Source organism: Martelella mangrovi (assembly GCF_040545495.1).
GTDB classification, from domain to species: domain Bacteria; phylum Pseudomonadota; class Alphaproteobacteria; order Rhizobiales; family Rhizobiaceae; genus Martelella; species Martelella mangrovi.
The window spans coordinates 256899-281832 of sequence record NZ_JBEPLY010000003.1 but is presented as its reverse complement, the minus strand read 5'-3'; the positions used below and the strand labels follow the sequence as shown (position 1 = coordinate 281832).

Below are 24934 nucleotides of genomic sequence, written 5' to 3'. Positions count from 1 at the left end.
TATGTTGAGGCGCCTTTTCAAATGAACCGGAACGCATAGCATGGCCGAATTCCCGCGCTTCACCGCCCTGATCAAAGAGCTGCCCTCCACCGTCCCCTTTGTCGGACCGGAAGCACTTGAGCGCACCCGCAATTATCCCGTCATCGCCCGTATCGGCGCGAATGAGAGCGGCTTCGGCCCCGCGCCTTCCGTGCTTGCCGCCATCCAGGAGGCCGCCGGCGACATCTGGAAATATTCCGATTCCGAACACCTCTCGCTGCGTCAGGCACTGGCGAAGCATCATAGCTGCGAGCCGGAAAACCTGATGATCGGCGAAGGCGTGGACGGGCTTCTGGGCATGGCCGTCAGGCTGGTCGTCTCTCCGGGCACCAAGGTTGTGACCTCGCTCGGCGCCTATCCGACCTTCAACTATCATGTCGACGGCTTCGGCGGAGAGCGGGTCAGCGTTCCCTACAAAAACGACCGGGAAGACCTCGACGCGCTGCTGGCCGCCGTCAAAGAACATGACGCGACCATGGTCTACTTTGCCAATCCCGACAATCCGATGGGCAGTTTCTGGCATGAGGATGCTGTGGTCCGTTTCGTCGAGGAACTGCCGGAAACCTGCATGATGGTGCTGGACGAGGCCTATTGTGAATGCGGCCCGGCGGAAGCCTTTCCGGGCATTGATCGTTTTCTCGAGCGCCCGAACATTCTGCGCTTCCGCACCTTCTCAAAGGCTTACGGGCTGGCAGGCGCCCGCGCCGGTTATATCATCGGCGCGGCGGACACGATTGCCGCCTTCAACAAGATCCGCAATCACTTCGGAATGCCGCGTCTGACGCTGGTTGCCGCCGAAGCCGCCCTTGCCGATCAGGCCTATCTGCAGAGCGTTGTCGGGCGTATTCGCGAGTCGCGTGACGAAATCGCCCGGATCGCGCGTGAAAACGGGCTGGAACCGCTACCCTCGGCAACCAATTTCGTGGCCATCGACTGCGGTCGTGACGGCGCCTATTCGCGCGCCATCGTCGATGCGCTCGGCGCACGCGGCGTGTTCATCCGCATGCCCGGCGTGGCCCCGCTCGATCGCTGCATCCGCGTTTCGACAGGGCCGAACGAGGACATGGAGCTGTTTGCTCAGGAACTGCCGGCTGTGCTTCAGGCGCTCGGCTGAGGCAAGCGCCTGAAATATTGCCAGGGATGGCGGGGGCTCAGCGCGCCTCAGACTGCTGACAAGCCTATCCTTTTTATACAGACGTCATCCTCGGGCTTGACCCGAGGATCTAATCACAGTTCCGCGCGAGCGGCATTGGCGTTTCGTAGTATGTTGTATTTAAACAGATTTTCATTCGACACGCTTGTCGCATTGATGCGTGTTTAGATGCTCGGGACAAGCCCGAGCATGACGAAAGAGGATGAAGCAACCATCGTTGACAAACCGACGCCCTCAGCGCGCCTTCTGGCCGAAAAGCACCGACTGGGCATCCTTGTCGGAGGCAAGGTTCATCTTCTCGCGCTCCTCCTGACCGACGGCAAGCCCGGCCTTGACCGCGGGGCGGGCCGTAACCGCCTCGAACCAGCGCTTCAGGTTCGGGAAATCGTCGAGGTTCTGCCCCTGCGCTTCGTATGACTTGACCCAGCCGACCGATGCCATGTCGGCGATCGAATAATCGCCGCCGAGATAGTCGACTTCGCCAAGCCGCTTGTCCATCACGCCGTAGAGCCGGTTGACTTCGTTGGTGTAGCGGTCGATGCCGTAGGCGATCTTTTCGGGTGCGTAATTGCGGAAGTGATGGGCCTGGCCCGCCATCGGCCCGAGACCGCCGACCTGCCAGAACAGCCATTCCTCCACGGCGATGCGCGCGCGCTCGGTCTCGGGGTAGAATTTTTTGAATTTGCGACCGAGATATTGAAGGATCGCGCCGGATTCGAACACCGAGACCGGTTCGCCGCCGGGGCCTTCGGGATCGATGATCGCCGGCATCCGGTTGTTGGGTGAAATCTTCAGAAACTCCGGCTTGAACTGGTCGCCCTTGCCGATATTCACATAATTGACGTTATAGGGAACGCCCGCCTCTTCCAGATAAATCGTGATCTTGTAGCCGTTGGGGGTCGGCCAGTAAAAAAGTTCGATCGGTGCGGTCATGAAAATTCATCCTCTTCGTGTCGCAAAACACTGTTGTGTTCGATATAGATCGAATCTCAGCGCAAAAAAGGCAGGCGCGAACCTGCCGTGCTGCGGTTTTGACCGTAACCTGTCTCAACGAGGGTCGCCATGCACGATAACGAATCTTTGACCGCAAACATCATTGCCCCCGACCCGGCGGAACCGCAGAGCTTCACCGATCCGAGCGCGGCCGTGAAAGCGCTTCAGGTGCTCTACAAGCGCAATACCCGCTTTATCATCGACGCCTTCATCGAACTTGCCGGCGGCGCGCCGATCAGGGGGCGTTACCGCGCCTGCTATCCGCAGGTCAGGATAGAGACCGGCAGTTACGGGTTGACCGATTCGCGCCTCTCCTTCGGCCATGTGGCAACGCCGGGCACATATGCCACGACCATCAGCCATCCGGTGTTGTTCGAGGATTATCTGATCGAACAGCTCGGCCTGCTGATCAAGAATCACGGCGTTCCGGTGGTGGTCGAAGAATCCGAGACCCCCATTCCGCTGCATTTCGCCTTCGGTGAAAACACCCATGTCGAGGCCGATCTGGCCGCCCTTGCCGATGTGCCGCTGCGCGACATCTTCGACACGCCCGACCTCAACACCACTGACGACCAGATTGCCAATGGCGAATACGAGCCGGAGCCGGGCAAGCCGCAGCCGCTGGCGCCGTTTACCGCCCAGCGCATCGATTATTCGCTGGCGCGCCTCAGCCATTATACGGCAACAAGCTCGGCGCATTTCCAGAACTTCGTGCTGTTTACCAACTACCAGTTCTATATCGATGAGTTCTGCGCCTATGCCCGCGAGGTCATGGCCAAGGGCGGCGAAGGCTACAGCGCGTTCGTGGAGCCGGGCAACAATATCACGCTTCCCGGCGAGGTGGAGCCGGAAGGCGGGCATACCGGCGTGCGCATGCCGCAAATGCCGGCCTACCACCTCAAGCGCGCCGACAATTCCGGCATCTCCATGGTCAATATCGGCGTCGGCCCTTCCAACGCCAAGACGATTACCGACCACATTGCCGTTCTGCGTCCTCATGCCTGGCTGATGCTCGGTCACTGCGCCGGCCTGCGCAACAGCCAGAAGCTCGGCGATTATGTGCTCGCCCATGCCTATGTGCGCGAGGATCATGTTCTCGACAATGACCTGCCGGTATGGGTCCCGATCCCGGCACTGGCGGAAGTGCAGCAGGCGCTCGAATCGGCCGTTGCCGAGGTGACCGGCCTTGAGGGTTACGAGTTGAAGCGGGTGATGCGCACCGGCACCGTGGCCACCATCGACAACCGCAACTGGGAGCTTTCCCACCAGAGCGGGCCGGTCAAGCGCCTGTCGCAGTCGCGGGCCATCGGGCTGGATATGGAATCGGCGACAATTGCCGCCAACGGCTTCCGCTTCCGGGTGCCCTACGGAACGCTGCTCTGCGTTTCCGACCGGCCGCTTCACGGCGAACTGAAGCTACCCGGCATGGCGACGGCCTTTTACACCACGCAGGTGCGCCAGCATCTCAGCATCGGCATCAAGGCAGTGCAGAAACTGGCCGCCATGCCCCCGGAAAGGCTGCATTCACGCAAGCTCAGAAGCTTTTACGAGACGGCCTTCCAGTAAGGCCGCTACTCCAGCCGGCTGTCGGCGGGGACAATCACGGGCAGCGAACGCGGGTGCTGCTCGAGAACGGCATGGCGCACTTCGTCGATGGGATCGCCATCGAAGGACTGGGCGATGTCCGCGGTGTGGAAATCCAGCGTCAGCTTTTCCGTCTCGATCACGCGAACGTTTTCATTGTTCTCGATCTGCCCGCCGAGATAGTCGAGCGCAAAGCCCAGAACCGAGTCGAATTCTCCGGCCTTCAGCAGATAAAGCACGAGCTTGCCGCCCTGCGGCCGGTCGGTGAACAGCGCCGGACTGCCATGGATCCGGTTGTTGGCAACGCCGACAAGCGCAAAAGCCCCCTCGCCGCTTGCTTCGGCGCATTCATAGCTGACGCTGATTTCCGGAATGGCGCGCAGCGTATCGATCCAGGCGCGCGTCGAGGCCGAAATCTTCCCGAGCCGTGAATCATATTCGAGCTTTTCGCGATTTCTGATCATGGTGGCGTGAAGGCCGGAGGAAAACTGGTGGATGAACGGCCGGCCGTTCATCGTCGGCACATCCACATGCGCCGGCTTGCCGCTGGCCAGCGCTCTCAGCGCGTCACCGATATCGACCGGCAGGCCGAGGCTGCGGGCAAACAGGTTCATGGTTCCCGCCGGCACCACGCCCAAAAGCTTGTCCGTGCCATACATGCAGCCGGCGGCAAGCGAGATCGACCCATCGCCTCCGCCGACGATGAGGCCGTCAAATCCCGCCGTATCGACGGTCTGCCGGATGGTTGCCGCGATCTCGCTGCCGCGCACGACCGCGCAGTCGAAATCATGCCCGGCATCGCGAAAGATGTTGGAGGCAAGACCCGAAAATGCGTCCATATCGGTCGTTTTGAATGTCCCGCCGTCGCGGTTGAAAATGCCTTTCAGGCGCATGCCTCGTCCTCAACAGATTGTCTGCAACAATGCTTCAGACAGGTAAGACGTTCCCCGCGACACGGAAAGTATTTCCCTAAAAATTATGCTCTTCAAGAGGCTCGACCGAGGTTTCGATCCTGTTGTCCCGGCAAACAACATGATCAAGCCCCCAGCTGTGCAAGGCCCGCACGACCGGCTCGAGCGTCTTTCCCAGTTCGGTCAGGTCATAATCGACATGCGGCGGCACGACGGGATAAACGGTGCGCGAAATCAGGCCGGAATCCTCCAGCTCGCGAAGCTGTTTGGTGAGCATGCGCGGCGTGACGTTGGGCATCAGACGCCGCATTTCATTGAAGCGTCGCGTGCCGCCCATGAGGTGAAACAGGATCACGCCTTTCCACTTGCCGTCGAGAAATCCAAGCGCGGCCTCGACCGGGCAGCCGGGAAAATTATCGGTCATTTTCTTTCGAGGCAGGGACATCGGGACAGTATCCTTTTTGATACTATATACATAATTTGTGCATTCTTGCAGAGGATGGATATTTATACAAATAGAGCGCATCGCCTTCAATCCGCAGAAAGGAAATGACGATGCGTGCAATAGGCTATGAATATCCCCTGCCGATCAGCGATCCGCAGGCGTTGATCGAAACCGATGTCGCTGATCCCGTTGCCGGCGATCATGATCTGATCGTTGAAATCAAGGCCATCTCCGTCAATCCGGTCGACGTGAAAATCCGTGCATCACGTCCCGCGCCTGAAGGCGGCCCTGCCGTCATCGGCTGGGATGCAGCGGGCATCGTGCGCGAAACCGGCAGGAAGGTCACGCTGTTCAACCCCGGCGACCGCGTCTTCTACGCCGGCGCCATCGACAGGCCCGGAACCAATGCACAATTTCATGCCGTCGACGAACGCATCGTCGGAAAGATGCCCGAGACCCTGTCTTTTGCCGAAGCCGCGGCCCTGCCGCTCACCGCGATAACAGCCTATGAGGCGCAGTTCGACCGTTTGCAGGTGGCAAATCCCGTCGCCGGAGCAGCAAACGCCATCCTCATTATCGGCGGCGCAGGCGGTGTCGCATCCATTGCGATCCAGCTCGCGCGGCAACTGACCGATCTTCAGGTGATCGCCACGGCATCACGCCCGGAGACGGAAGACTGGGTTCGCAGGATGGGCGCGCATCACGTCATCAACCATCGCAATCCTCTGTCCGAGGAAATCGCCGCACTGGGCACGGGCGCACCGGGTTTCGTGTTTTCGACCAATGGCAGCGATCACCATGCCGGAGAAATCGCAAAGCTGATTGCGCCACAGGGTCGGCTTGCGCTGATCGACGACCCGGCACAGTTCGATATCATGCCGTTCAAGCTCAAGGCCGTTTCGGCTCACTGGGAAACGATGTTCACCCGCTCCCTGTACGGGACGCCGGACATGATCGAACAGCACAGGCTGCTGAACGCGGTCGCAGATCTGGTCGATGACGGAAAGATCACCACGACCCTGAGCGAAAATCTGGGGCGAATGACGGCGGAGACGATGAAGAACGCCCACGCCCGGATAGAAAGCGGCAGCACGATCGGAAAGATCGTTCTCGATGGTTTCTGAGTGAAAAGCCGGCGGGCGCGATGCCCGCCGGGCCTCATCACATGTTCGGGTAAACCGGCCCTTCGCCACCCTGCGGCGGCACCCAGTTGATATTCTGGTTCGGGTCCTTGATGTCGCAGGTCTTGCAGTGGACGCAGTTCTGGGCGTTGATCACGAATTTCTCCGTGCCGTCCTCCTCGACCCATTCGTAAACACCGGCGGGACAGTAGCGGCCGGACGGGCCGGCATAGATCTCGTATTCGGACGATTTCTGCAGCGCCATGTCCTTGACCTTGAGGTGGACCGGCTGGTCTTCCTCGTGATTGGTGTTGGACAGGAACACGGAGGACAGACGGTCGAAGGTCAGGACACCGTCGGGCTTGGGATAATCGATCGGCTTGTGGTCGGCGGCCGGTTCCAGCGAAGCGGCATCGGTCTTGCCGTGTCTCAGCGTGCCGAAGAAGGAAAAGCCGAACAGCGTATTGGTCCACATATCGAGGCCGCCGAACGCAATACCGGCCAGAGTGCCGAGCTTCGACCACAGCGGTTTGACATTGCGGACCTTCCTGAGGTCGCGGCCGATGGCGCCGTTGCGCCATTCCGCTTCGATTTCGGCAATCTCGTCGTGCGCGCGGCCGGCGGCAAGCGCATCGGCCACCTTCTCTGCGGCCAGCATGCCGGAGAACACGGCGTTGTGCGACCCCTTGATGCGCGGAACATTGACGAGACCGGCCGAACAGCCGAGCAGCGCCCCACCGGGAAAGCAGAGTTTCGGGACGGACTGATAGCCGCCTTCCGAAATCGCCCGCGCGCCGTAAGAAACGCGCTTGGCGCCCTCAAAGGTCGGTGCGATTGCCGGATGGGTCTTGAAGCGCTGGAATTCCTCGAAGGGCGAAAGATAGGGGTTCCTGTAGTTCAGATGCAGCACGAAGCCGACCGCGACCTGATTGTCCTCCAGATGGTAGAGGAAGGAACCGCCGCCGGTTTTACCATCCAGCGGCCAGCCGAAGGAATGCTGGACGAGGCCCGGCTTGTGCTGCTCGGGACTGACTTCCCAGAGTTCCTTGAGGCCGATACCGAATTTCTGCGGCTCACGGCCCTCATCGAGACCGAATTTGGCGATCAGCTGCTTGGCGAGCGAACCGCGCACGCCCTCGCCGATCAGCACATATTTGCCGAGAAGCGCCATGCCGCGGGTATAATTGGGCCCGGGCGTGCCGTCGCGTTCGACCCCCATGTCGCCGGTGGCAACACCGATGACCGCGCCGGCATCATCGTAGAGCACCTCGGCGGCGGCAAAGCCGGGATAGATCTCGACACCCAGCGCCTCGGCCTTTTCGGCCAGCCAGCGACAGACATTGCCGAGCGAGACGACATAATTGCCGTGGTTGTTCATCAGCGGCGGCATGACGAAATTCGGCAGCGTGATCGAACCGGAAGCACCGAGAAGCAGGAAGCGGTCGCGTTTCACCTTGGTCTTGAAGGGGTGACCCTCTTCCTCCCGCCAGCCGGGCAGGAGAGCATCGATGCCGGACGGATCAACGACCGCACCGGAGAGAATATGGGCGCCAACCTCGGCCCCCTTCTCCAGGACGACGACACTCAAATCCTCGTTGAGCTGTTTCAGTCGAATAGCGGCGGCGAGGCCGGAGGGACCGGCACCGACAATCACCACATCGAATTCCATGCTTTCGCGTTCCGGCAGTTCTTCAGCCATGTTATTCCTTCCATTGCCGCATCGGCGTGATTTCGTCGGGTCCTACAACTCCACCTGTTATTCCTAGAGAGGTTGCGGTGAAATTAAAAGCGCCCCGACAGGGTCACGCAATAGGCGGGCCAGACCGAGTTTCCACAGGCAGTGCATGCGGCACGCCCGCGCAAGCGTCCGATAATGATTGATTGACGACATGGCTGGCGTCTATGGTGAAAGCCAAATTCTGCTGTTCATTTTTTTGAAATCGGCCGATTCAGGCCAAGGAGTTTTTCATGGATTTTGGTATTGCCGGCAAGAAAGCGATCGTGCTCGCCTCATCGCGCGGCCTCGGCGCAGGCATCGCCGAAGCGCTGGCAAAGGAAGGCGCGCATGTGCTTCTTTGCGGTCGCACCGAAGACCGGCTGGCCGCAAACTGCAAGGTGATCAACGACACGACACCCGGGAAAGCCGATTACACCATCGCCGATCTTGCCGCGGAGGACTTCGTTGAAAAACTGATCTCTGCTGCCGATGAAAAGCTTGGCGGCGTCGACATCCTGGTCAACAATTCCGGCGGCCCGACGCCCGGAACGGTCGCCGAAATGAGCCCTGAAAGACTCAATCGCTTTTTCCAGTCGATGGTCGCCCCGATCATCACGCTCACCAATGCGCTTGTGCCGAAGATGCAGGAAAAGGGTTGGGGCCGGATTGTAACCGTTGCCTCCGGCGGCGTGGTCGAGCCGATCCCGAACCTTGCGCTTTCCAACACGCTGCGCTCGGCGCTGGTGGGCTGGAACAAGACGCTTTCGAGTGAAGTGGCCGCCGACGGCATTACCGCAAACCTGCTTCTGCCCGGCCGCATTCACACCGACCGTATCGAGGAACTCGACCATGCCAATGCCGAACGCAGCGGAAAAAGCCTGACCGATGTGCGTCAGGCCTCGCTGGCGACGATCCCCGCCGGCCGGCTTGGGCGCGTGGAGGAATTCGCAAGCGTTGCCGCCTTCCTGTGCTCGCGGCAGGCAAGCTATCTGACGGGAAGCCTGATCCGCTGCGATGGCGGCGCAACCCACGCCATCTGATATCAACCTATTGCCGGGCGGCCGGGTGGTCGCCCCATGGAACCCATGAAATGATGTCCGCACGGGAACTGACAGCACACGAGGCAGCCGCCCTTCTGCATTTTTATGCCGATGCCGGGGTGGATGTGCTTGTCGAGGACGCGCCCGTCGACCTGACGGTGCGTACCGAAACCCGTGCGGCCGCCTCTCAATCCCCTCAGCCCCGACCGGCCGAGCCGCGGCAAAAGACGCCGGCGGCAGCATCCGCGGCCCCGCAGGCTGCGCCTGCACCGCGTCCGCCCGTCGGCACAACGACCATACCGGACGACAAGGCGGTTTCCGATGCGCAGTTTGCAGCTGAAAGCGCCCGGTCGCTTGGTGAACTCAAGACCGTGCTGGAAGGGTTTTCGGGGTGCAATCTCAAGCATAATGCCCGCTCGACGATCACGCTGGAGGCAATGCCGGACACCGGCATTCTGGCCGTATGCGGGTTTCCCACCGGTGACGATGACCGCAACGGTGCTCCGCTTGCCGGACGGGCCGGCGGCCTGTTCGAGCGGATGCTTGCCGCAATCGGCCTGACGCGGGAGACCGTTGCCGTTACCACTGCCCTGCCCTGGCGCACGCCCGGAGACCGCAGCCCGACCCATTCGGAAATGGATATCTGCCGGCCGTTTCTTGAACGCCAGATCGCGCTTGCCGAGCCGCGCATCCTTCTGGTTCTCGGCAATTTTGCCTGCCGGATGATGATCGACAGCAACAAAACGGTGTTCGACCTGCGCGGCAAATGGCATACGCGCGAGATCAACGGACACGCCGTCGAGGTTCTGGTGACCTTTTCCCCGACCGAGCTTCTCGCCGCCCCCGCCAACAAGAAACCGGCATGGCAGGACCTGCTCTCCTTCAAGGCGCGCCTCGGTTAGAGCTGCTCGCGTAATCGCCCGAAAGACCGGGCCGCATTGCCCGCCCCTGCGCGACAAACGCTGTTTGCCTGAGCGTAATTTACGCATCGTTTACGCCGGCATGCGCCAGGTGCATGGCTGCCCTACGGCAGGCCCCATTGCTGGGAACCGGCATTTCGGGGATAAAGGGTCATGTCTTGGGAGGATCCACAGGAACCAAGGCAATGAGACACTTACAGGATATGGACGCAACCCTTATGCAGAATACGCGCCTCTCTCTCGAACTCGGACGCTCGACCAATGGCTACCACGGTCAGCGGGGCATCGACCGCGCGATCGCCAAGGGCTTTGCCAAGGTCATCGGACATCACGATGCCAGCACGCGCCGTCCGGCAATGCGGGCGCTCGGCGCCTGATTTAAGCAGGCGGGAATGACGGCACAGCAGTAATGTTGTGCGTTAAATCTCGCCTGGATATTGCTGTTTTTGATCGGAAAGTCGGGATTTCTCCCGGCTTTTTCTGTTTTTACCGCTTGCTCTCAGTCATCCCAGCAAACTTCGGCTGTCGTTCCGCTTTCGACAGCAGTCCTGATCGTGAATTTCAGGCCGAGCTTTGAAGCCGCCTCCTGCGCACGCACGAGACATGTGTGCGAAATGCCCATGGTCAGTTCCGGCTGTTTGAAAACGGCCTCGAGTTCGCTCTCGCTCATTCCTCTGCCGATATCGGTAAACAACGCCCTGAAGCCGTTTTGCGAGGCCGGCTCGAGCCTGACCTCCGCATCACAATAGGGCGGAGACACGGCAACCAGCCGTTCGACCAGATCCGAAAACAGCGCCGTCAGCATTTCCTCGTCGACCGGCACCATCCTTTCGCCGTCGTCAATGGCGGTTGTCAGCGTGATGCTTTCGGCCACCGCTTCGTCGCGATGACGCTGCAGCGCCGTGCGAAGACACTTGCCGGGCGCAATCAACGGAACACCCGACTGTCGCTCCTGCCTGTCGCGCTCGCTCTCGAACTCGGCATAGATATCACGCCGCAACACCGCAGATGCCGGCGCCCCGGACGATTGCGCAGCCATTTCATCGCCATGCGCGTTAGCGCTGTCAGCCTCCTGCGGCTGGCGTTGCCCGGCAGTTTCCGAATTGCTTATCCGGTCGGCGTGCAAAGAGGCAGCATCGCCATGCGCATCCGCCTCTGCATGGGCGGAAGGCTTTGGCGAAACCGGATGTTCTGAAACAGGTTGCAGTCGCGCCGTTGCCGGGCGGGCGCGCGCGACAGACCAGGGCATAAGGCGTTGGGCAGGTTCCGCCCGGCCGGATCTGCCGGAGATACTGTTTGCCGTTTCTTCCGGCTGCGCGGCCACGGCGGGCGGGGCAGCGACCGGAGGCGAAGGCGCAAATTCCGTCTCATTGACCTTCGGCATCGCAGCCCCCCGGCGCGGCACGTCCCCCGTCCCGGCAGCAGGGGTGATGACGACGCAAACAGAATCGCGATGGCGCATGCGGGCAAGCGAAAGATTTGAACCGCCGCCCGGCCGGCCGGAAAAGAACGCCGAAACCTCTTCGAGGCGACTGCCCGGCTCGTCGGACAGCACCCGCACCATTGCCTTTTCGAGCTTGCTGCGGTCCTCCCCGGAAAACCAGGATACCAGCCTCGATCCGCAGAGATCGGCCTCGGCCGTTCCCAGAAGCGCCAGGGCAGCCTTGTTGGCAACCTCGATAACCCCTTCGGGATCGACCAGCAAAATGCATTCGGGTGCCCGATCAAGCGTCTGCACCACCGGTCTGTTGTCGGCCGTTCGTGGCAGTTCGGAATTCATCAATCGCATCCGTTTGTCTAGTCGGGCGCTTCACGCGCCGAAACCGGGTCAGCCAGGATCAACATATCGCGGCAACCGCTGAACATACGCAAAGATACCATGAGATCATGAGAGCCCCATGAGATAAATCGCATATTGGTCAATATTTTTGTCAAATGTAGGAACAAACGCACGCTGGCGGCATATTATGGAGGAGATCCGGCAAGCAATGACTAGCGCTCAACCTCTCCCCGCAGCGACGACATGCTCAAAGGCCGCATCCAGATGCTGCGCCTTGACGGCCTGCCAACGGCAATATTCATCGATGAAAGTATGATCGACCCACATCCCGGTTTCAAACGGCTTGCCTGTCCAGCCGATTGCACCGACCTCGAGGACCTTGCGCAATATGCGCTGCAGATGCGTACGTGAAATCAGGATACGTCCAGCCATCTCGCGTGCGTTGATTGCGGGGATCAGATAGCGGCCGTCACTGCACGCCTGACGCCCTGCCATGCTTACGATACTGTCCATCACCAATCCGCCCGAAATCGACTTCTGCAACAGCGCGACACGCGGCGGCGGCTCACGCCATGCCGCATCGTAAAGACAGCTCCAGGCAAGGCGGGACTGGATGGCAGGGATAGTTTCAGGCCGGGCAGCGAACGCGGACACCCGATCTGCGCCGTCAACCGCATCGAGCACCGAGAAATTTGCGCCCAGCCACTGCCCGATTGCACCGCAAACGATTTCCGAGGGCGCGAAATAACGCGGGCGCAGGCTTTTATGGGCCGGATCAGGCTGAAGAAAACCGTATTTGACGGATTCGTCGACATGATTTCGGATTGTGTTGGGGCTTGCGACCCTGAAGGGCTTCAGCACATCGATCAGGTTGTTGACGGTCAGATCGCCGTTTTCGCCCCAGTAGAGGGCAAGCGCCGATTGCGAAATCAGCCAGCGCCGGTGCGAAGCGAAATTGGCCCCCAGGCGCGGGTTTGCCTGATAGACACCATCCAGCCTGTCGCCATAGAGCGAAAGTGAAGCCAGAAATGAGGGATGGGTCGCGATCGTGTGTGCTGAAAGCGGCATTGTTCGGGTATGATGTCGGCGCTTATTGACCGGAAACAATATCGAATCCGGCTTTATTAGGGCCGGACCCTACTTGATCCGGTTTGGAAAATACAGATGCAAAAATCCCGTGCGAACGGTTGCAGGGGCGGCGTCAAAACTTTATAGGCGGAAAATTCGCCGCGCTGGTCGTGCTTCCGGCGGAAACCAGAGACGTTCCCGAACCGCAGCGAGCGAAAACCATGTTTGCCAGTCTTGTCTCTATCGCGTCCCTGATGCTCTCGACCGTCCTGATGATGATCGGTTACGGGCTGATGAATTACCTGATTCCGGTGCGCTCGGTCGCCGAAGGCTGGACTCCGTTTCTGATTTCAGTCATCGCCACCGGCTATACGGTCGGCTTTACGCTGTCGTGCATCATTTCGCCGAAACTGGTGCTGCGCGTCGGTCACGTCCGCGTGTTCAGCGCCTTGATCACCCTGCTGACAGCCTCGATCCTGATCAGCTCTCTCGTTGTCGACTGGCGGGCCTGGGTCGTCTTCAGGGCCATTTCCGGGTTTGCCGTGGCCGGCTGCTATCTGGTGATCGAAAGCTGGCTGAATGAGCGGGTGACCAACGAGACGCGCGGCTCGGTGTTTTCGATCTATATGATGATGACGCTGGCCGGTTCGATCGGCGGACAGTATCTGGTCCCGCTTGGCGACCCGCTGAACACCTCGCTGTTTATCGTCTGCGGCATTGTCTTTGCCATCGCCATTCTGCCGACCGCGCTGTCCACGGCACAGTCCCCCGCCCCGATCGCACAGGTCCAGCTCGGTCTCAGAAAGCTTTATCTGCGTTCTCCCGTCGCTTTCGTCGGCGCCATCCTGGCCGGCATACTGTCAGGCACGTGGTCCAGTCTCGGTGGCGTTTACACCACACAAAGCGGCTTTACGACCGGTCAGGGCGCCACGCTGCTCGCCTTTGTGCTGGCTGGTGGCGCGCTCGGGCAGATCCCGATCGGGCGCATTTCCGACCTGACCGACCGGCGCTATGTGATGATCGCCTGCGGCGCCATCGGCGTTATTGCGGCTATCGCGATGTTCTTCATGTCGCCGTCAACCCCGAAGCTGCTTTACGGCTCGGCCTTCATCGTCGGCTCCATGCTCTATCCCATCTACGCGCTCAATGTCGCATACGCCAACGACCGTGCAGACCCGAGCGAATACATCACCATCTCCAGTTCCCTGATGGTGCTCTACGGTTTCGGCACTGTCGCCGGCCCGCTGATCGGTGGTGGCGCGATGGAAGTGGCAGGCCCGCGCGGGCTGATGATCTATCTTGCGATCGGCTTTGCGTTTTACGCATCCTATGCCGGCTGGCGCGTCATGCGCGGTAATCCGTCGGTTTCGCCGGACGATCGTGCCGACTTCCATGCGATTGCCGTTCCCATGCGCGGTACCGACCCGGCCGGCAGCATCGCCGTTGACTACGAGGCGGAATACGACCCGGCCTCGCAGAACGAATAATACCAAGAGTCAATGATTAGGACCCATATGATGCGCGCTGGAATGGTCGTCCGAGTAGGAAAATACCGCAGAGCGATGCCGTAGCATCGCGCGAGGATTTTGACGCCCTCGGTGGCCATTCCAGCCGCACCCTACGGGCCGGGCGCTTTTGAAAGCCTGCGGCGTTGAAAATCCTCGCCGTAGCTATGGCTACGACTGCGGTTTTCGCCTAGCCGGCTTTCAAAATCGCTCCGGTCAGATGGGTCCTAATCATTGACTCTTGGTATGAGCATTTCAGTTCGGCGTCTGCGATGGTGAAACGCGCCGGATTTTCCGGCGTTCAAGGCCCAGCCTGTGCTCGCGAAAGATAATGAATATGCCGGCGCCGACGACAAAGACCGAGCCGGTCAGCGTATTCATCGTGGGAATTTCACCGAAGATGAAGAACGAAATTGCGATACCGAAAATGATCGAGCTGTAGTCGAAAGGCGCAATCGTGGACGCATCGGCAAAACGATATGATTCGGTCATCATGATCTGCCCCACGCCGCCGAAAAGGCCGGAGAGAATGAGCAGAACCATCGGCCAGACCGCAAGCGACGACCAGCCGAAGGGCAGCGTCGCCAGAGAAAGCAGAGCGGCGAAGCTGGAGAAATAGAGCACGATCGTCGGCCCTTTCTCGGTGATCAGCAGACGACGAACCTGGATCATCGCCAGCGCACCGAGGGTCGCACCGGCAAGCACAAGTGCTACGGCAAGCGCTTCCGTCGACCCCATCCCGCCTTCACGAAACAGGGTCAGCTTGGGCCAGGAGATGATCATGACGCCGAAAAGCCCGATGCCGACCGCCGACCAGCGATAGATACGCACCGCCTCTCCCAACAGCAGGGCGGCGAAAACAACGGACAATAGCGGCATCGCATAGCCCAGCGCGATCACCTCCGGCAGGGGCAGATGCATCAACCCGTAAAACCCCATCCCCATGGAGGTGATTCCAATCAGCGACCGCAGGAAATGTCCGACGGGACGCTGCGTCTTGTAGGCGCCCTTCAGTTCATGCCGCCAGGACAGGTAGACAATGATGGGTGCGATGCCGAAAAACGAACGGAAAAAGGTAACCTGACCCGGCGCAATCCCCTCTCCCGCAAGCTTGATACAGGTCTGCATGCAGAGAAAGGCAAGGATCGAGCACAGTTTGAGAACAATACCCCGCAAGGGGTTGGCATTGGCTTCGAAGGGCATGGAAGAATACGGTCTGACGTTTGGTTTGACGGCAAATGTGGCCGCAAGGGTGCCCCCTCCTTACGCCAATTGCCGCTTCGATGTACAGATTTCATGAAAATTCGGCGAAGCATTTGCAATTCTGCGGCTTCGGCGCTTTGTTGTGCAACAAACGGCACAGCCGCACAGAATTTTATAAAGAGGAAGCCCATGCGTACGGACACGAACCGGACCGTTTACCTGAAGGACTATCAGCCGACCGATTTCATCATCGAGTCGATCGATCTTGTTTTCGATCTCGGCGAGACGCTGACAACTGTGGGAAGCGAGATCCGCATGCACCGGCGGCCCGGGGCAGACCCGGCAGCGCCACTGGTCTTTGCCGGCGATGGCCTGGCCCTTTCCGGCCTTGCGCTCGACGGCAAGCCACTCCTGCCCGAACGCTATGACTGCGACGCCAGCACGCTGACGATCCGCGACCTTCCCGAAGACGGCTCGTTCACGCTGACGATCAAAACGCGGATCAACCCGTCCGCCAACAGTGAACTTCTGGGGCTCTACCGCACCAGCGGCATCTACTCGACCCAGTGCGAGGCCGAAGGCTTTCGCCGCATCACCTATTTTTATGACCGGCCCGATGTGCTTGCGGTCTATACCGTCACCATCATCGCCGACAAACAGTCCTGCCCGCTGCTGCTGTCCAACGGCAACCTCGTGGAGGAACAGGACCTCGGCGATGGCCGACACATGGCGAAATGGCACGACCCCTTCAAGAAGCCGTCCTATCTTTTCGCACTGGTCGCCGGCGATCTGACGATGATCGAGGACAGTTTCACGACCATGTCGGGCCGCCATGTTGCACTCAGGATCTATGTCGAGCACGGCAAGGCGGCGCGTGCGGGCTATGCCATGGATTCGCTCAAACGCGCCATGAAATGGGACGAGGAGCGCTTCGGACGGGAATATGATCTCGATATCTTCATGATCGTCGCCGTCTCCGACTTCAATATGGGCGCGATGGAGAACAAGGGCCTCAACATCTTTAACGACCGGCTGATCCTCGCCGATCCCGAAACGGCCACAGATGACGACTATGCGCGGATCGAAGCTGTGGTGGCGCATGAGTATTTTCACAACTGGACCGGCAACCGCATCACCTGCCGCGACTGGTTCCAGCTGAGCCTCAAGGAAGGGCTCACGGTTTATCGCGAACACGAGTTCTCCGCCGACCAGCGTTCGCGCCCGGTCGTGCGTGTCGATGAGGTCAAGTTCCTGCGCGCCCACCAGTTTCCCGAGGATGGCGGCCCGCTCGCCCATCCCGTGCGCCCGACGCAATATCTGGAAATCGACAATTTCTACACGACCACGGTCTATGAGAAGGGGTCCGAGGTTTCCCGGATGATCGCCACGCTTCTGGGGCCGGACGGGTTCCGCAAGGGGCTCGATCTGTTTTTCGAGCGCCATGACGGCGGCGCGGTCACGATCGAGGACTATCTGAAGTGCTTCGAGGATGCGACCGGCCACGACCTGACCCATTTTGCGCTCTGGTATCACCAGGCGGGCACACCGGTGATTTCGGTCGCAAGCTTCTATGACGAACGCAAGCAGCAGCTGAAACTGACGCTGAGCCAGACCACACCGCCGACACCGGACGAAAAGATCAAGAAACCACTGCATATTCCGCTGCGGGTCGGGCTGATCGGCCCGAACGGCGCCGACATGGCACCGACAGCGATTACCGGCGGGGAATCCCGCAAGGATGTGCTGGAACTGACAAAGGACGAACAGACCTTCGTATTCGAAGGGATCGGCGCGCGGCCCGCCGTCTCGGTCAACCGCGATTTTTCCGCGCCGGTAAAGATCCGTTTTGACCAGTCGCGCGAAGACCGTCTGCGTATTGCGGGCGCCGAACGCGATCTGGTGGCGCGCTGGGATACGGTCAATGCGCTGGCACTTGAAGTGCTGGTCAAGGCTGCGGAAGACGTCAAGGCCGGCAGGCCGGTCACGACCGATCCGGCGCTGAGCGACCTACTGGTGGCCACGGCGGAAGACACAGCACTTGAACCCGCCTTCCGGGCGCTGGCGCTGACGCTTCCCGGCGAACTCGATATCGGCCGGGAAATCGGAGCGGATATCGATCCGGATGCAATCCATCTGGCCCGCAATACGGTGATCGAAGCCATTGCCGAGGCGGGCGCCGACAGCTTTGCACAGCTGACCGGAGACATGGCCAATGGCGGCGCGTTCAGCCCTGATGCACAGAGCGCCGGACGCCGGGCGCTGCGCAATGCGGCACTCGTTCTGGCCGCCGCGGCTGAAAAGTCCCCTCGCCGCGCAAGCCAGGCCTATGAGAGCGCGGACAACATGACCGACATGCTGGCGGCGATGCGGGTGCTCGCCCACCAGTTTGCCGGTTCCGCCGAGGCGGAGAATGCCCTTGCCGATTTCAGGCGTCGCTTTGCGGGTGAACCGCTGGTGCTCGACAAATGGTTTTCCACGCTGGCGACTGTGCCCGGTGAAAACACGCTGGAACGGGTAACCAAGCTGATGGGCGATGAGGCTTTCGATGAAGGCAATCCCAACCGCGTGCGCGCACTGATCGGCGCATTCGCCTCGTCGAACCCGACCGGTTTCAATCGCCCTGACGGCGCGGGTTATGCGTTTTTCGCCGATTTCATTCTGACGTCCGACAAGCGCAACGCCACGCTCACGGCACGCCTTATGACGGCAATGCGTTCCTTTGAGGCGCTTGAACCGTCAAGGCGTGCACTTGCCCGCGAACAGATCGAACGCATTGCCGCGCATGACGATCTGTCTCGCAACCTGCGCGATATTGTCGATCGGATGTTGAAAAGCTGATTTGGCACTTGCCAAAAAGCGCAATCGGAGTCCTCGTTTCGGCCGCATGATGCCCCCACAGGTTGTCCAGACCTGGCATCAAGCGGCCGTCAACTCACAAAAAAACCTTATTTGATATATGGTTAACAAAAGCTTCCCTCTGGGTGCTGGACAAGCCGAATCACCTTTGATTCACTAGGGTAGATTCGCAAGGCGGTTTCGCGGATCACACGAGGGAACTTGAGCAAATGAAACGATCAGATCTGTGGGACGAGCCCGCAGTGAACGGGCGCTTGCGCGCCGGATTCACAGCGCGACAGGCCTCTTCAAACCAGGAACAATCGGGATTCCCGGCCCTTGGCGTGCTGGCGGCAGCCAACCGTCCGGCCATCGAACAGGCCCTCAAGAAGGCTATTCCCTTTCTGATCATCGCCTTTCTCATCTGTGTCGCCGCAGCGCGCGGTTTCTCGCTGATGGCAAGCCATGCCCGGATGGAAGATGCGGTGCGCCAGGCCACCGAACTGACCTCGGCCATGGCTCTGGCCGCGCTGGAAGATCAACCGGCACTGTTTGAACCGGTAAATGCCGCGGATGCCAATGACAGGTTGCAGGCGTTGACGGCGCTCACCACGGCCGCTCCGGATACCGACCTTCTGATGATCGACACGACGGGAACCGTGCTTGCCGCAACCGCAGCGCGTGCAGATCTTCTCGGACGCTCGCTCGCCTCGGTGTTTCCGGAACTGACATCGGCGCGGCATCCCCGCACCGCCGGACAGGTGGTTGAAACCCGGATCGACGGCGCGCCCTATCAGGTTTCCATGCATCTGGTCGGCAGCGGCGGCGGCATGGTGGTCGCCCTTCACGCCATGGAGCGCATGAATGCCTTCTGGCGTGCAGAGGTCAATCTCAATGTCACCCTGTTTGCGGCGATGGCACTTCTGCTGCTCGTCGTGGTCTATGCCTATTACACCCAGATCAGCCGTGCGGAAGCGACAACCGACCTCATGTCGACCGAACGCAGGGCCCATGATGTGATGCTGGCCAATGGCGAGGCGGGGCTGTGGTCGTTCACGCCGGCGAACCGCCGGGCGGTCCTCGACGGTTCGGCAAGTGCGGCGCTCGGTCTCGGCTCGAAAGCACGCGAACTTTCCTACCGCGATCTGCTCGGCCTCGTCCATCCGGACGACCGCTGCGGACTGTCCAGGAAACTTCACCCCTGCGATGACGGATTGATCGAAGCCGATCTCCGTATTCGGCAGAATGACGGTCACTACGTCCTGTTTGCAATCCGGGCCCATGCGGCAAAGAAAGCCGGCACGGTCACCGTATCGGGCGCTGCAATTCGTGTTGCCTCCGACCGGCATCGTGCGCTCGAGGCGGCAACCCGCCGCGCCGGCATGCTGGAAACGGCCTTCGATGCACTTCCCCAGCCGCTTGCACTGTGGCGCAAGGATGGAAGCCTCGATCTTGCAAACCATGCCTTCAAGGCGGCCTATGACCTTGATGGCGCCAATGCTCCGATCCGGCGCGACCTGCTCGACACCGAGGAGCACGACCGGCCCGTCGTCGTAAGGCGCGCCCACGGTGACAATATCGATGCAACCGAAATCAGGACGGCTCGTGGGGAATGGATGCAGCTTGCGGAACGCTGCTTCGCAAACGGATCGTCGCTGACGGTCGGCACTGACATTACCCGCTTCAAGGAAGAACAGGGCCGCCTTCAGGCGGAGCAGGAACGTCTGCGGGAAAAGGTCAGCGCCATGGCCAGCGCCCGCCGCAAGCTTGAACTGCGATGCGCCTCGCTGGAACGCGCGCAGGAAAGACAGGCCGACACCCCCGCCCTGACCACCGGAACCGAAACGGCAGCCACTCCGTGCGTTTCAGCAGAAATCCGCACATCGCTCACCGCGGTCCTCGGTTTTTCGGAACTGATGATTGCCGAAACGGAAAAGACCCGTTCACCGGACGGCAAGCTTTGCGAATATGCCCGCCACATTCACGACGGCGGCAAGGCGCTCCACGCATTGGTCGAGCGCCTCGAAAATAACGGCACGGAAAGTGTATCGGACAGCAGCCAGGACGGCCCGGTCGTGCGGCGCATCGTCGCCTGAGCATCTGCCAAACCGTTAACCAGCGGCCTCATCATCCTCGGCGGCCGGCAGCAATTTTGCGAAGATCGCCCGCACCTCGCCGGCCCGGTCGGCGATCAGCACTTCAAGTGCACTCATATCCGGGCAGTCGGCCAGCTTGCAGAGACGCTCGAGAAGACCGGAGGGCGCCGTGTCCGGCTCGAACCCCTCATTCAGGCATGTGCGGGTAAGCTGGGCGATATCGGTATAAAGGGCCAGTGCCCTGCGGACCGTTTCCAGATCACCGTCTTCCATGATTTCCGGGCCGAAGCGCGCCAGCACGTCATCCGTGGTCATCACCTCGCAGCCACCGATCTCGCCGCGCGGCACATGGCAGGCCAGATGGCAGTACTGTGCAATGAATTCGATATCGATCAGACCGCCCGGAATGAGTTTCAGATCCCACTGGCTTCTGGCCGGCTTGTCGCGTTCGATGCGCGCGCGCATATCGGCGATAGCGCCGGCAAGCGTGTTGCGGTCGCGCGGCATTCCCAGAACGGCATCGATCACGCTGCCGGTATCCGCCATCAGTGACGGGTCGCCGCACAGCGGATGGGCGCGTGAAAGCGCCATATGCTCCCAGGTCCAGGCCTCGTTCATCTGGTATTTTTCAAAAGCCGCCAGCCTCGTTGCAAGCGGCCCGGCCTTGCCGGAAGGCCGCAACCGCATGTCCACTTCATAAAGCACGCCTTCGGCCGTCGGCGCGCTGAGAGCCGCCACCAGGCGCTGTGTCACGCGCGCGAAATAGCGCGGCACATCAAGTTGCTTCGGCCCCGAGGACATGGAAAGCGGATCGTCGCAATCGTAAAGCACAATCACGTCCACATCCGATCCCGCCGTCAGTTCCGAGCTGCCGAGCTTGCCCATGGCCAGCACGCAGGTGCGCTGCCCCTCGACCGTGCCATGCGTCTCTTCCATCTGGGCGAGCACGCCCTGCAACGCCTCGTCGATGACAAGCGTCGCCAGCATGGTCAGCGCACGACCGGCGGCAAAGCCACTGATCGATCCGGTCACCAGCCGGATGCCGATCAGGAAACGCTGCTCGGCTGCAAATATCCTCAACCGGTCGAGCCGCTCCTCATAGATATCCGCTCCGGTCATGAAGGCTTCAAGCCGTTCAACCAGATATTCGCGTGTCGGGATTTCCGTCATCAGCGCCGGATCGAGCATGCCGTCGACGATATGGGCGCGTCGGGCAACGATTTCGGCAAGCCGGGGCGCGGCCGACATGATCTCGACAAACAGCAACAGAAGGTTCGGATTGTTCTTCAGCAGTGAAAACAGCTGGACGCCGGCCGGTAGACCGGACAGGAACCGATCGAACCGCAACAGCGCCTCATCGCCCCTGCGGCTTGTGCCGAAGGCTTTCAGAAGCTCGGGCATGATCTCGGTGAGTCGCTGGCGCGCATTGCCCGTCTGCGTGGCCCGGTAGCGGCCGTAATGCCATGTGCGGATGACACGGGAAATATCCTCCGGCCGTTCGAAACCGAGGTTCCTCAGGGTTTCCAGCGTGCCAGGATCGTCATCCTCACCGGTAAACACAAGATTGCCGGCCTCGCCGGAAAGCGTTGTCTCCCGCTCGAACAGCCGGGCATAGCGCCGCTCAACGGTTTTGAGGGCATCGAGAAGCGCTTCGGAAAAGGCATCGGTCGTTTCAAACCCGCTCATGCGGGCGATCCGCAGCAGACCGTCGTCATCTTCAGGCAGCACATGGCTTTGCTCGTCACGCACCATCTGGATGCGGTGTTCGACATTGCGCAGGAACCAGTAGGCCGTGGTCAGTTCATCGGTCGTCGCCTTGTCGATCCAGCGTGCTTCGCGCAGGGCTTCCAAGGCATCGACCGTCCTGCGGCATCTCAATTCGGGCATGCGCCCGCCGGCGATCAATTGCTGGGTCTGGACGAAAAACTCGATCTCGCGAATGCCACCGCGCCCGAGTTTGACGTTATGCCCATGAACGGCGACGAGACCAAACCCCTTGTGCGCATGAATCTGCCGTTTGATGGAGTGGATATCGGCAATCGCCGCATAGTCGAGATATTTGCGGAAAATGAATGGAATCATCTCGCCCAGAAAGGTCTCGCCGGCGGCAAGGTCGCCGGCAATCGGCCGCGCCTTGATATAGGCGGCACGTTCCCAGTTCTGGCCACGGCTTTCATAATAGAGAAGCGCAGCCTCCACAGGGATCGCCAGGGCCGTGGAACCGGGATCCGGCCGCAGCCGCATATCCGTACGGAACACATAGCCATCGCCGGTGCGCTCCTGCAGAATGCGGATGAGGCGACGCATCAGGCGGGGCAAAAGCGAGCGCGGGTCATCCCCTTCACTGAATATCCCGGCGTCAGGATCAAAAAAGACGACAATGTCGATATCGGAAGAGTAATTCAGCTCGCAAGCGCCCAGTTTCCCCATGCCCAGAACGACGATGCCTGATTGCGCGGAGGGGGCATCCGGATCCTTCAGCGTCAGCTTGTTTTCCCCGGCGGCTGAAACCAGCAGGTGGTCGACTGTCGCGGCGACGGCCGCGCTTGCAAAGTCACTCAGAAAGGCCGTCGTTTCTTCCGGCGAGATCATTCCGGCCAGATCGGCAAGCGCCGTCAAGAACGCAATGCGCCGCTTTGCAGTCCTGAGCCGCACCATGATGTCGCTGTCGCCGGTCTTTCCCTCCGGATCACGCCACGCGTCGCGCGCCTGTTGCGTGATGCGTTCAAGCTGTGGAATGAACGGCTCGTCGATGTGCTCAAGCAGTTCCGGATGCGCGCGAAAACTGTCAAACAGGAAGGGCGAAAGCGAAAAGGCGGTTGCGAGAAAAGCCGTCAGCCGGTCCTCCCCGTCAGCGAGAAATGCCGGGAGGTCATGCTTTTCCGCCGCAGCCGACAGCTCGCTGCGGGCAGCCATGAACAATTCGTCATTCAGCGGAAATACAGGCTTTCCTGAAAACTCACGCAGTGTCTTGTGTGCCCGTTCGCTCATGTTTTCCTCCGCCATGCTGTCTTGTCAGCTCTAGAGCCCTGAAAGGCTCTAACATCGTGTGCGGCAGGCTTAAAGCAAAAGAGCAACAGAAATGCCCGGCGGGCTCAACCGGAACCGTGTTGCGCCTCAATGAGCGGAAAGCTCAGCATGGCTGCAAGACCGGCATAGCCGTCGACCATATCCCTGGCCTCCCTGAGCGAGAAGACGCCGCCATGCAAGGCCGCAACCGCGTCAACGAGGGAAAGCCCGAGACCGGTTCCGGGTTTGGAGCGGCTTTCATCAAGCCGGAAGAAACGCTGTTTGACATCGTCCATACGCGAGGGCGGAATACCGGGTCCGTTATCGGCGACGGTGAACACAGCCCGGTCACCCTCACGCTTCAGCGACAGATGTATCGACTGACCGCTGCCCTCGGAATATTTGATGGCATTGTCGAGAAGATTGAAGATTGCCTGGCCGATCAGCTCACGATTGCCGCTGACCGACAGTTCCGGTTCGATGGCGCAATCAAGTGCGAGGCCGGCCTCCTCGGCAACAGGGCCGTAAAGCTCGGCACTGTCTTCGACAATCGCAGACAGGCTGACGGGAGACATTTCGGCAGCAACCGCCCCCGCCTCGACGCGGGAGATCATCAGCAGCGCATTGAAGGTGCGGATCAACTGGTCCGATTCGGCGATGATGCCCTCAAGCGCCGTACGACGTTCCTCGGGGTTTTCCGTTGCGGCGGCATCGGCGGCCTTGTTGCGCAGACGCGTCAGCGGTGTCTTGAGATCGTGGGCGATATTGTCGGAGACCTGACGCAGCCCCTCGTTCAACCGTACGATCCGGTCGAGCATCAGGTTGAGGGCATTCGACAACCGGTCGAATTCATCGCCGGAACCGGCAACGGGAAGGCGCTGGGAGAGATCGCCGGCCATGATCTTGCTGCTGGCGCTCGACATGCGATCCATGCGCTTGAGCGCATTGCGGCCGATTGCAAACCAGATCACCAGCGCGCCGACCCCCATGATGATCAGGGCCAGCAACAGGGCCTGCCGAATGATGATGTGAAGCCGCTCGGGATCGCCCAGATCACGTCCGATCAACAGCCGGATGCCGTTGTCGAGTTCGATGACATAGCCTGCGGCGAGGTTTTCATGGGCTCCGCTGTTGTTCTCGGCAAACCCCTCATAGCGGAAGGGCTGATCGATCCAGCCAAGCCTGCTCAGGACACCGGGCTGGAGCGAGGCGACATTGCTTGCCAGTATCTCGCCCTGCGGGCTGGCAATCACATAAAGATTGGCACCGGGCTGACGCGCGCGTCGCTCGATAATATTGAAAACCCGCCGAATGCCGCCTTTTTCGTAGGAAAGATCGAACTGGGAAACTTCATGTTGAAGCGATTCCCGCGTCTGGCGCAAGACGAGGTCTTCGGAGACGGCCGTGACATAGAAGACCATGACCGCGGCGCAGAGCCCGAACAGCAGGATATAGACGGCCGAGAGCCGGACTGCGGTCGATTTGAACAGAAGACGCAAACGCTCTTTCATCACG

Annotated in this window: 18 protein-coding genes; 9 read left to right on the top strand and 9 right to left on the bottom strand. The window is 60.5% G+C overall.

The window, feature by feature from the left end; translation table 11 throughout:
- Positions 1-40: 40 nt before the first annotated feature.
- Positions 41-1153, top strand: a complete 1113-nt coding sequence (locus tag ABID12_RS06025; protein ID WP_354433488.1) for a pyridoxal phosphate-dependent aminotransferase — start codon at positions 41-43, stop codon at positions 1151-1153.
- Between the two features lie 273 nt (positions 1154-1426).
- On the opposite strand, the gene ABID12_RS06020 is transcribed toward ABID12_RS06025, so the two are convergent.
- A complete protein-coding gene (locus ABID12_RS06020) occupies positions 1427-2125 on the bottom strand; it encodes a glutathione S-transferase N-terminal domain-containing protein (RefSeq protein WP_354433487.1) in 699 nt (232 codons plus the stop codon).
- A 129-nt stretch (positions 2126-2254) separates the two neighbouring features.
- On the opposite strand from ABID12_RS06020, the gene ABID12_RS06015 reads away from it, so the two are divergent.
- Positions 2255-3751 (top strand): AMP nucleosidase, encoded by a 1497-nt coding sequence (locus ABID12_RS06015; protein WP_319517156.1) that lies wholly within the window; start codon positions 2255-2257, stop codon positions 3749-3751.
- A gap of 5 nt (positions 3752-3756) precedes the next feature.
- Here the strand turns inward: ABID12_RS06015 and ABID12_RS06010 are convergent, their stop codons facing one another.
- Together ABID12_RS06010 and ABID12_RS06005 are read right to left on the bottom strand one after the other, a co-directional pair.
- Positions 3757-4662: a diacylglycerol/lipid kinase family protein gene (locus ABID12_RS06010; protein WP_354433486.1), complete on the bottom strand. Its 906-nt coding sequence runs from the start codon at positions 4660-4662 to the stop codon at positions 3757-3759.
- A 76-nt stretch (positions 4663-4738) separates the two neighbouring features.
- Positions 4739-5125 (bottom strand): winged helix-turn-helix transcriptional regulator, encoded by a 387-nt coding sequence (locus ABID12_RS06005; RefSeq protein ID WP_354433485.1) that lies wholly within the window; start codon positions 5123-5125, stop codon positions 4739-4741.
- 110 nt (positions 5126-5235) lie between these two features.
- Here ABID12_RS06005 and ABID12_RS06000 point away from each other — a divergent pair, with 110 nt between their 5' ends.
- Entirely contained in the window at positions 5236-6249 is a 1014-nt protein-coding gene (locus ABID12_RS06000) for a zinc-binding alcohol dehydrogenase family protein (protein ID WP_354433484.1), read from the top strand.
- 37 nt (positions 6250-6286) lie between these two features.
- Here ABID12_RS06000 and ABID12_RS05995 read toward each other — a convergent pair whose 3' ends face one another.
- A complete protein-coding gene (locus ABID12_RS05995; protein WP_354433483.1) occupies positions 6287-7945 on the bottom strand; it encodes an electron transfer flavoprotein-ubiquinone oxidoreductase in 1659 nt (552 codons plus the stop codon).
- A 269-nt stretch (positions 7946-8214) separates the two neighbouring features.
- Here ABID12_RS05995 and ABID12_RS05990 point away from each other — a divergent pair, with 269 nt between their 5' ends.
- The 3 genes from ABID12_RS05990 to ABID12_RS05980 all read left to right on the top strand — a co-directional run bounded on the left by ABID12_RS05990 (position 8215) and on the right by ABID12_RS05980 (position 10300).
- Positions 8215-9003, top strand: a complete 789-nt coding sequence (locus tag ABID12_RS05990; protein ID WP_106304970.1) for an SDR family oxidoreductase — start codon at positions 8215-8217, stop codon at positions 9001-9003.
- Positions 9004-9053: 50 nt separating this feature from the next.
- A complete protein-coding gene (locus ABID12_RS05985; RefSeq protein WP_354433482.1) occupies positions 9054-9905 on the top strand; it encodes a uracil-DNA glycosylase in 852 nt (283 codons plus the stop codon).
- Between the two features lie 236 nt (positions 9906-10141).
- Positions 10142-10300: a hypothetical protein gene (locus ABID12_RS05980; protein WP_181190713.1), complete on the top strand. Its 159-nt coding sequence runs from the start codon at positions 10142-10144 to the stop codon at positions 10298-10300.
- A gap of 122 nt (positions 10301-10422) precedes the next feature.
- On the opposite strand, the gene ABID12_RS05975 is transcribed toward ABID12_RS05980, so the two are convergent.
- Together ABID12_RS05975 and ABID12_RS05970 are read right to left on the bottom strand one after the other, a co-directional pair.
- Entirely contained in the window at positions 10423-11703 is a 1281-nt protein-coding gene (locus ABID12_RS05975) for a PAS domain-containing protein (RefSeq protein WP_354433481.1), read from the bottom strand.
- A 219-nt stretch (positions 11704-11922) separates the two neighbouring features.
- On the bottom strand, positions 11923-12771 hold the full coding sequence (locus tag ABID12_RS05970; RefSeq protein WP_354433480.1) for a hypothetical protein: 849 nt from the start codon (positions 12769-12771) through the stop codon (positions 11923-11925).
- Positions 12772-12992: 221 nt separating this feature from the next.
- On the opposite strand from ABID12_RS05970, the gene ABID12_RS05965 reads away from it, so the two are divergent.
- Positions 12993-14258: an MFS transporter gene (locus tag ABID12_RS05965; protein WP_354433479.1), complete on the top strand. Its 1266-nt coding sequence runs from the start codon at positions 12993-12995 to the stop codon at positions 14256-14258.
- Positions 14259-14531: 273 nt separating this feature from the next.
- Here ABID12_RS05965 and ABID12_RS05960 read toward each other — a convergent pair whose 3' ends face one another.
- Positions 14532-15479 (bottom strand): DMT family transporter, encoded by a 948-nt coding sequence (locus ABID12_RS05960; protein ID WP_354433478.1) that lies wholly within the window; start codon positions 15477-15479, stop codon positions 14532-14534.
- Between the two features lie 189 nt (positions 15480-15668).
- Here ABID12_RS05960 and pepN point away from each other — a divergent pair, with 189 nt between their 5' ends.
- Both pepN and ABID12_RS05950 read left to right on the top strand, forming a co-directional pair.
- The gene (gene pepN, locus ABID12_RS05955) at positions 15669-18317 is read left to right on the top strand and encodes an aminopeptidase N (RefSeq protein WP_354433477.1); all 2649 of its coding nucleotides are present in this window, start codon (positions 15669-15671) and stop codon (positions 18315-18317) included.
- A 227-nt stretch (positions 18318-18544) separates the two neighbouring features.
- Positions 18545-20410, top strand: a complete 1866-nt coding sequence (locus ABID12_RS05950; protein WP_354433476.1) for a hypothetical protein — start codon at positions 18545-18547, stop codon at positions 20408-20410.
- 15 nt (positions 20411-20425) lie between these two features.
- On the opposite strand, the gene ABID12_RS05945 is transcribed toward ABID12_RS05950, so the two are convergent.
- Positions 20426-23401: a bifunctional [glutamine synthetase] adenylyltransferase/[glutamine synthetase]-adenylyl-L-tyrosine phosphorylase gene (locus ABID12_RS05945; RefSeq protein WP_354433475.1), complete on the bottom strand. Its 2976-nt coding sequence runs from the start codon at positions 23399-23401 to the stop codon at positions 20426-20428.
- A gap of 104 nt (positions 23402-23505) precedes the next feature.
- The gene (locus ABID12_RS05940; RefSeq protein ID WP_354433474.1) at positions 23506-24930 is read right to left on the bottom strand and encodes a sensor histidine kinase; all 1425 of its coding nucleotides are present in this window, start codon (positions 24928-24930) and stop codon (positions 23506-23508) included.
- Between the last annotated feature and the right edge of the window lie 4 nt (positions 24931-24934).

Excerpts from the sequence above, each read along its gene's own strand:
- ABID12_RS06025 (WP_354433488.1), top strand. The coding sequence starts at position 41 with ATGGCCGAATTCCCGCGCTTCACCGCCCTGATCAAAGAGCTGCCCTCC.
- ABID12_RS06020 (WP_354433487.1), bottom strand. The coding sequence starts at position 2,125 with ATGACCGCACCGATCGAACTTTTTTACTGGCCGACCCCCAACGGCTAC.
- ABID12_RS06015 (WP_319517156.1), top strand. The coding sequence starts at position 2,255 with ATGCACGATAACGAATCTTTGACCGCAAACATCATTGCCCCCGACCCG.
- ABID12_RS06010 (WP_354433486.1), bottom strand. The coding sequence starts at position 4,662 with ATGCGCCTGAAAGGCATTTTCAACCGCGACGGCGGGACATTCAAAACG.
- ABID12_RS06005 (WP_354433485.1), bottom strand. The coding sequence starts at position 5,125 with ATGTCCCTGCCTCGAAAGAAAATGACCGATAATTTTCCCGGCTGCCCG.
- ABID12_RS06000 (WP_354433484.1), top strand. The coding sequence starts at position 5,236 with ATGCGTGCAATAGGCTATGAATATCCCCTGCCGATCAGCGATCCGCAG.
- ABID12_RS05995 (WP_354433483.1), bottom strand. The coding sequence starts at position 7,945 with ATGGCTGAAGAACTGCCGGAACGCGAAAGCATGGAATTCGATGTGGTG.
- ABID12_RS05990 (WP_106304970.1), top strand. The coding sequence starts at position 8,215 with ATGGATTTTGGTATTGCCGGCAAGAAAGCGATCGTGCTCGCCTCATCG.
- ABID12_RS05985 (WP_354433482.1), top strand. The coding sequence starts at position 9,054 with ATGATGTCCGCACGGGAACTGACAGCACACGAGGCAGCCGCCCTTCTG.
- ABID12_RS05980 (WP_181190713.1), top strand. The coding sequence starts at position 10,142 with ATGCAGAATACGCGCCTCTCTCTCGAACTCGGACGCTCGACCAATGGC.
- ABID12_RS05975 (WP_354433481.1), bottom strand. The coding sequence starts at position 11,703 with ATGAATTCCGAACTGCCACGAACGGCCGACAACAGACCGGTGGTGCAG.
- ABID12_RS05970 (WP_354433480.1), bottom strand. The coding sequence starts at position 12,771 with ATGCCGCTTTCAGCACACACGATCGCGACCCATCCCTCATTTCTGGCT.
- ABID12_RS05965 (WP_354433479.1), top strand. The coding sequence starts at position 12,993 with ATGTTTGCCAGTCTTGTCTCTATCGCGTCCCTGATGCTCTCGACCGTC.
- ABID12_RS05960 (WP_354433478.1), bottom strand. The coding sequence starts at position 15,479 with ATGCCCTTCGAAGCCAATGCCAACCCCTTGCGGGGTATTGTTCTCAAA.
- pepN (WP_354433477.1), top strand. The coding sequence starts at position 15,669 with ATGCGTACGGACACGAACCGGACCGTTTACCTGAAGGACTATCAGCCG.
- ABID12_RS05950 (WP_354433476.1), top strand. The coding sequence starts at position 18,545 with ATGAAACGATCAGATCTGTGGGACGAGCCCGCAGTGAACGGGCGCTTG.
- ABID12_RS05945 (WP_354433475.1), bottom strand. The coding sequence starts at position 23,401 with ATGAGCGAACGGGCACACAAGACACTGCGTGAGTTTTCAGGAAAGCCT.
- ABID12_RS05940 (WP_354433474.1), bottom strand. The coding sequence starts at position 24,930 with ATGAAAGAGCGTTTGCGTCTTCTGTTCAAATCGACCGCAGTCCGGCTC.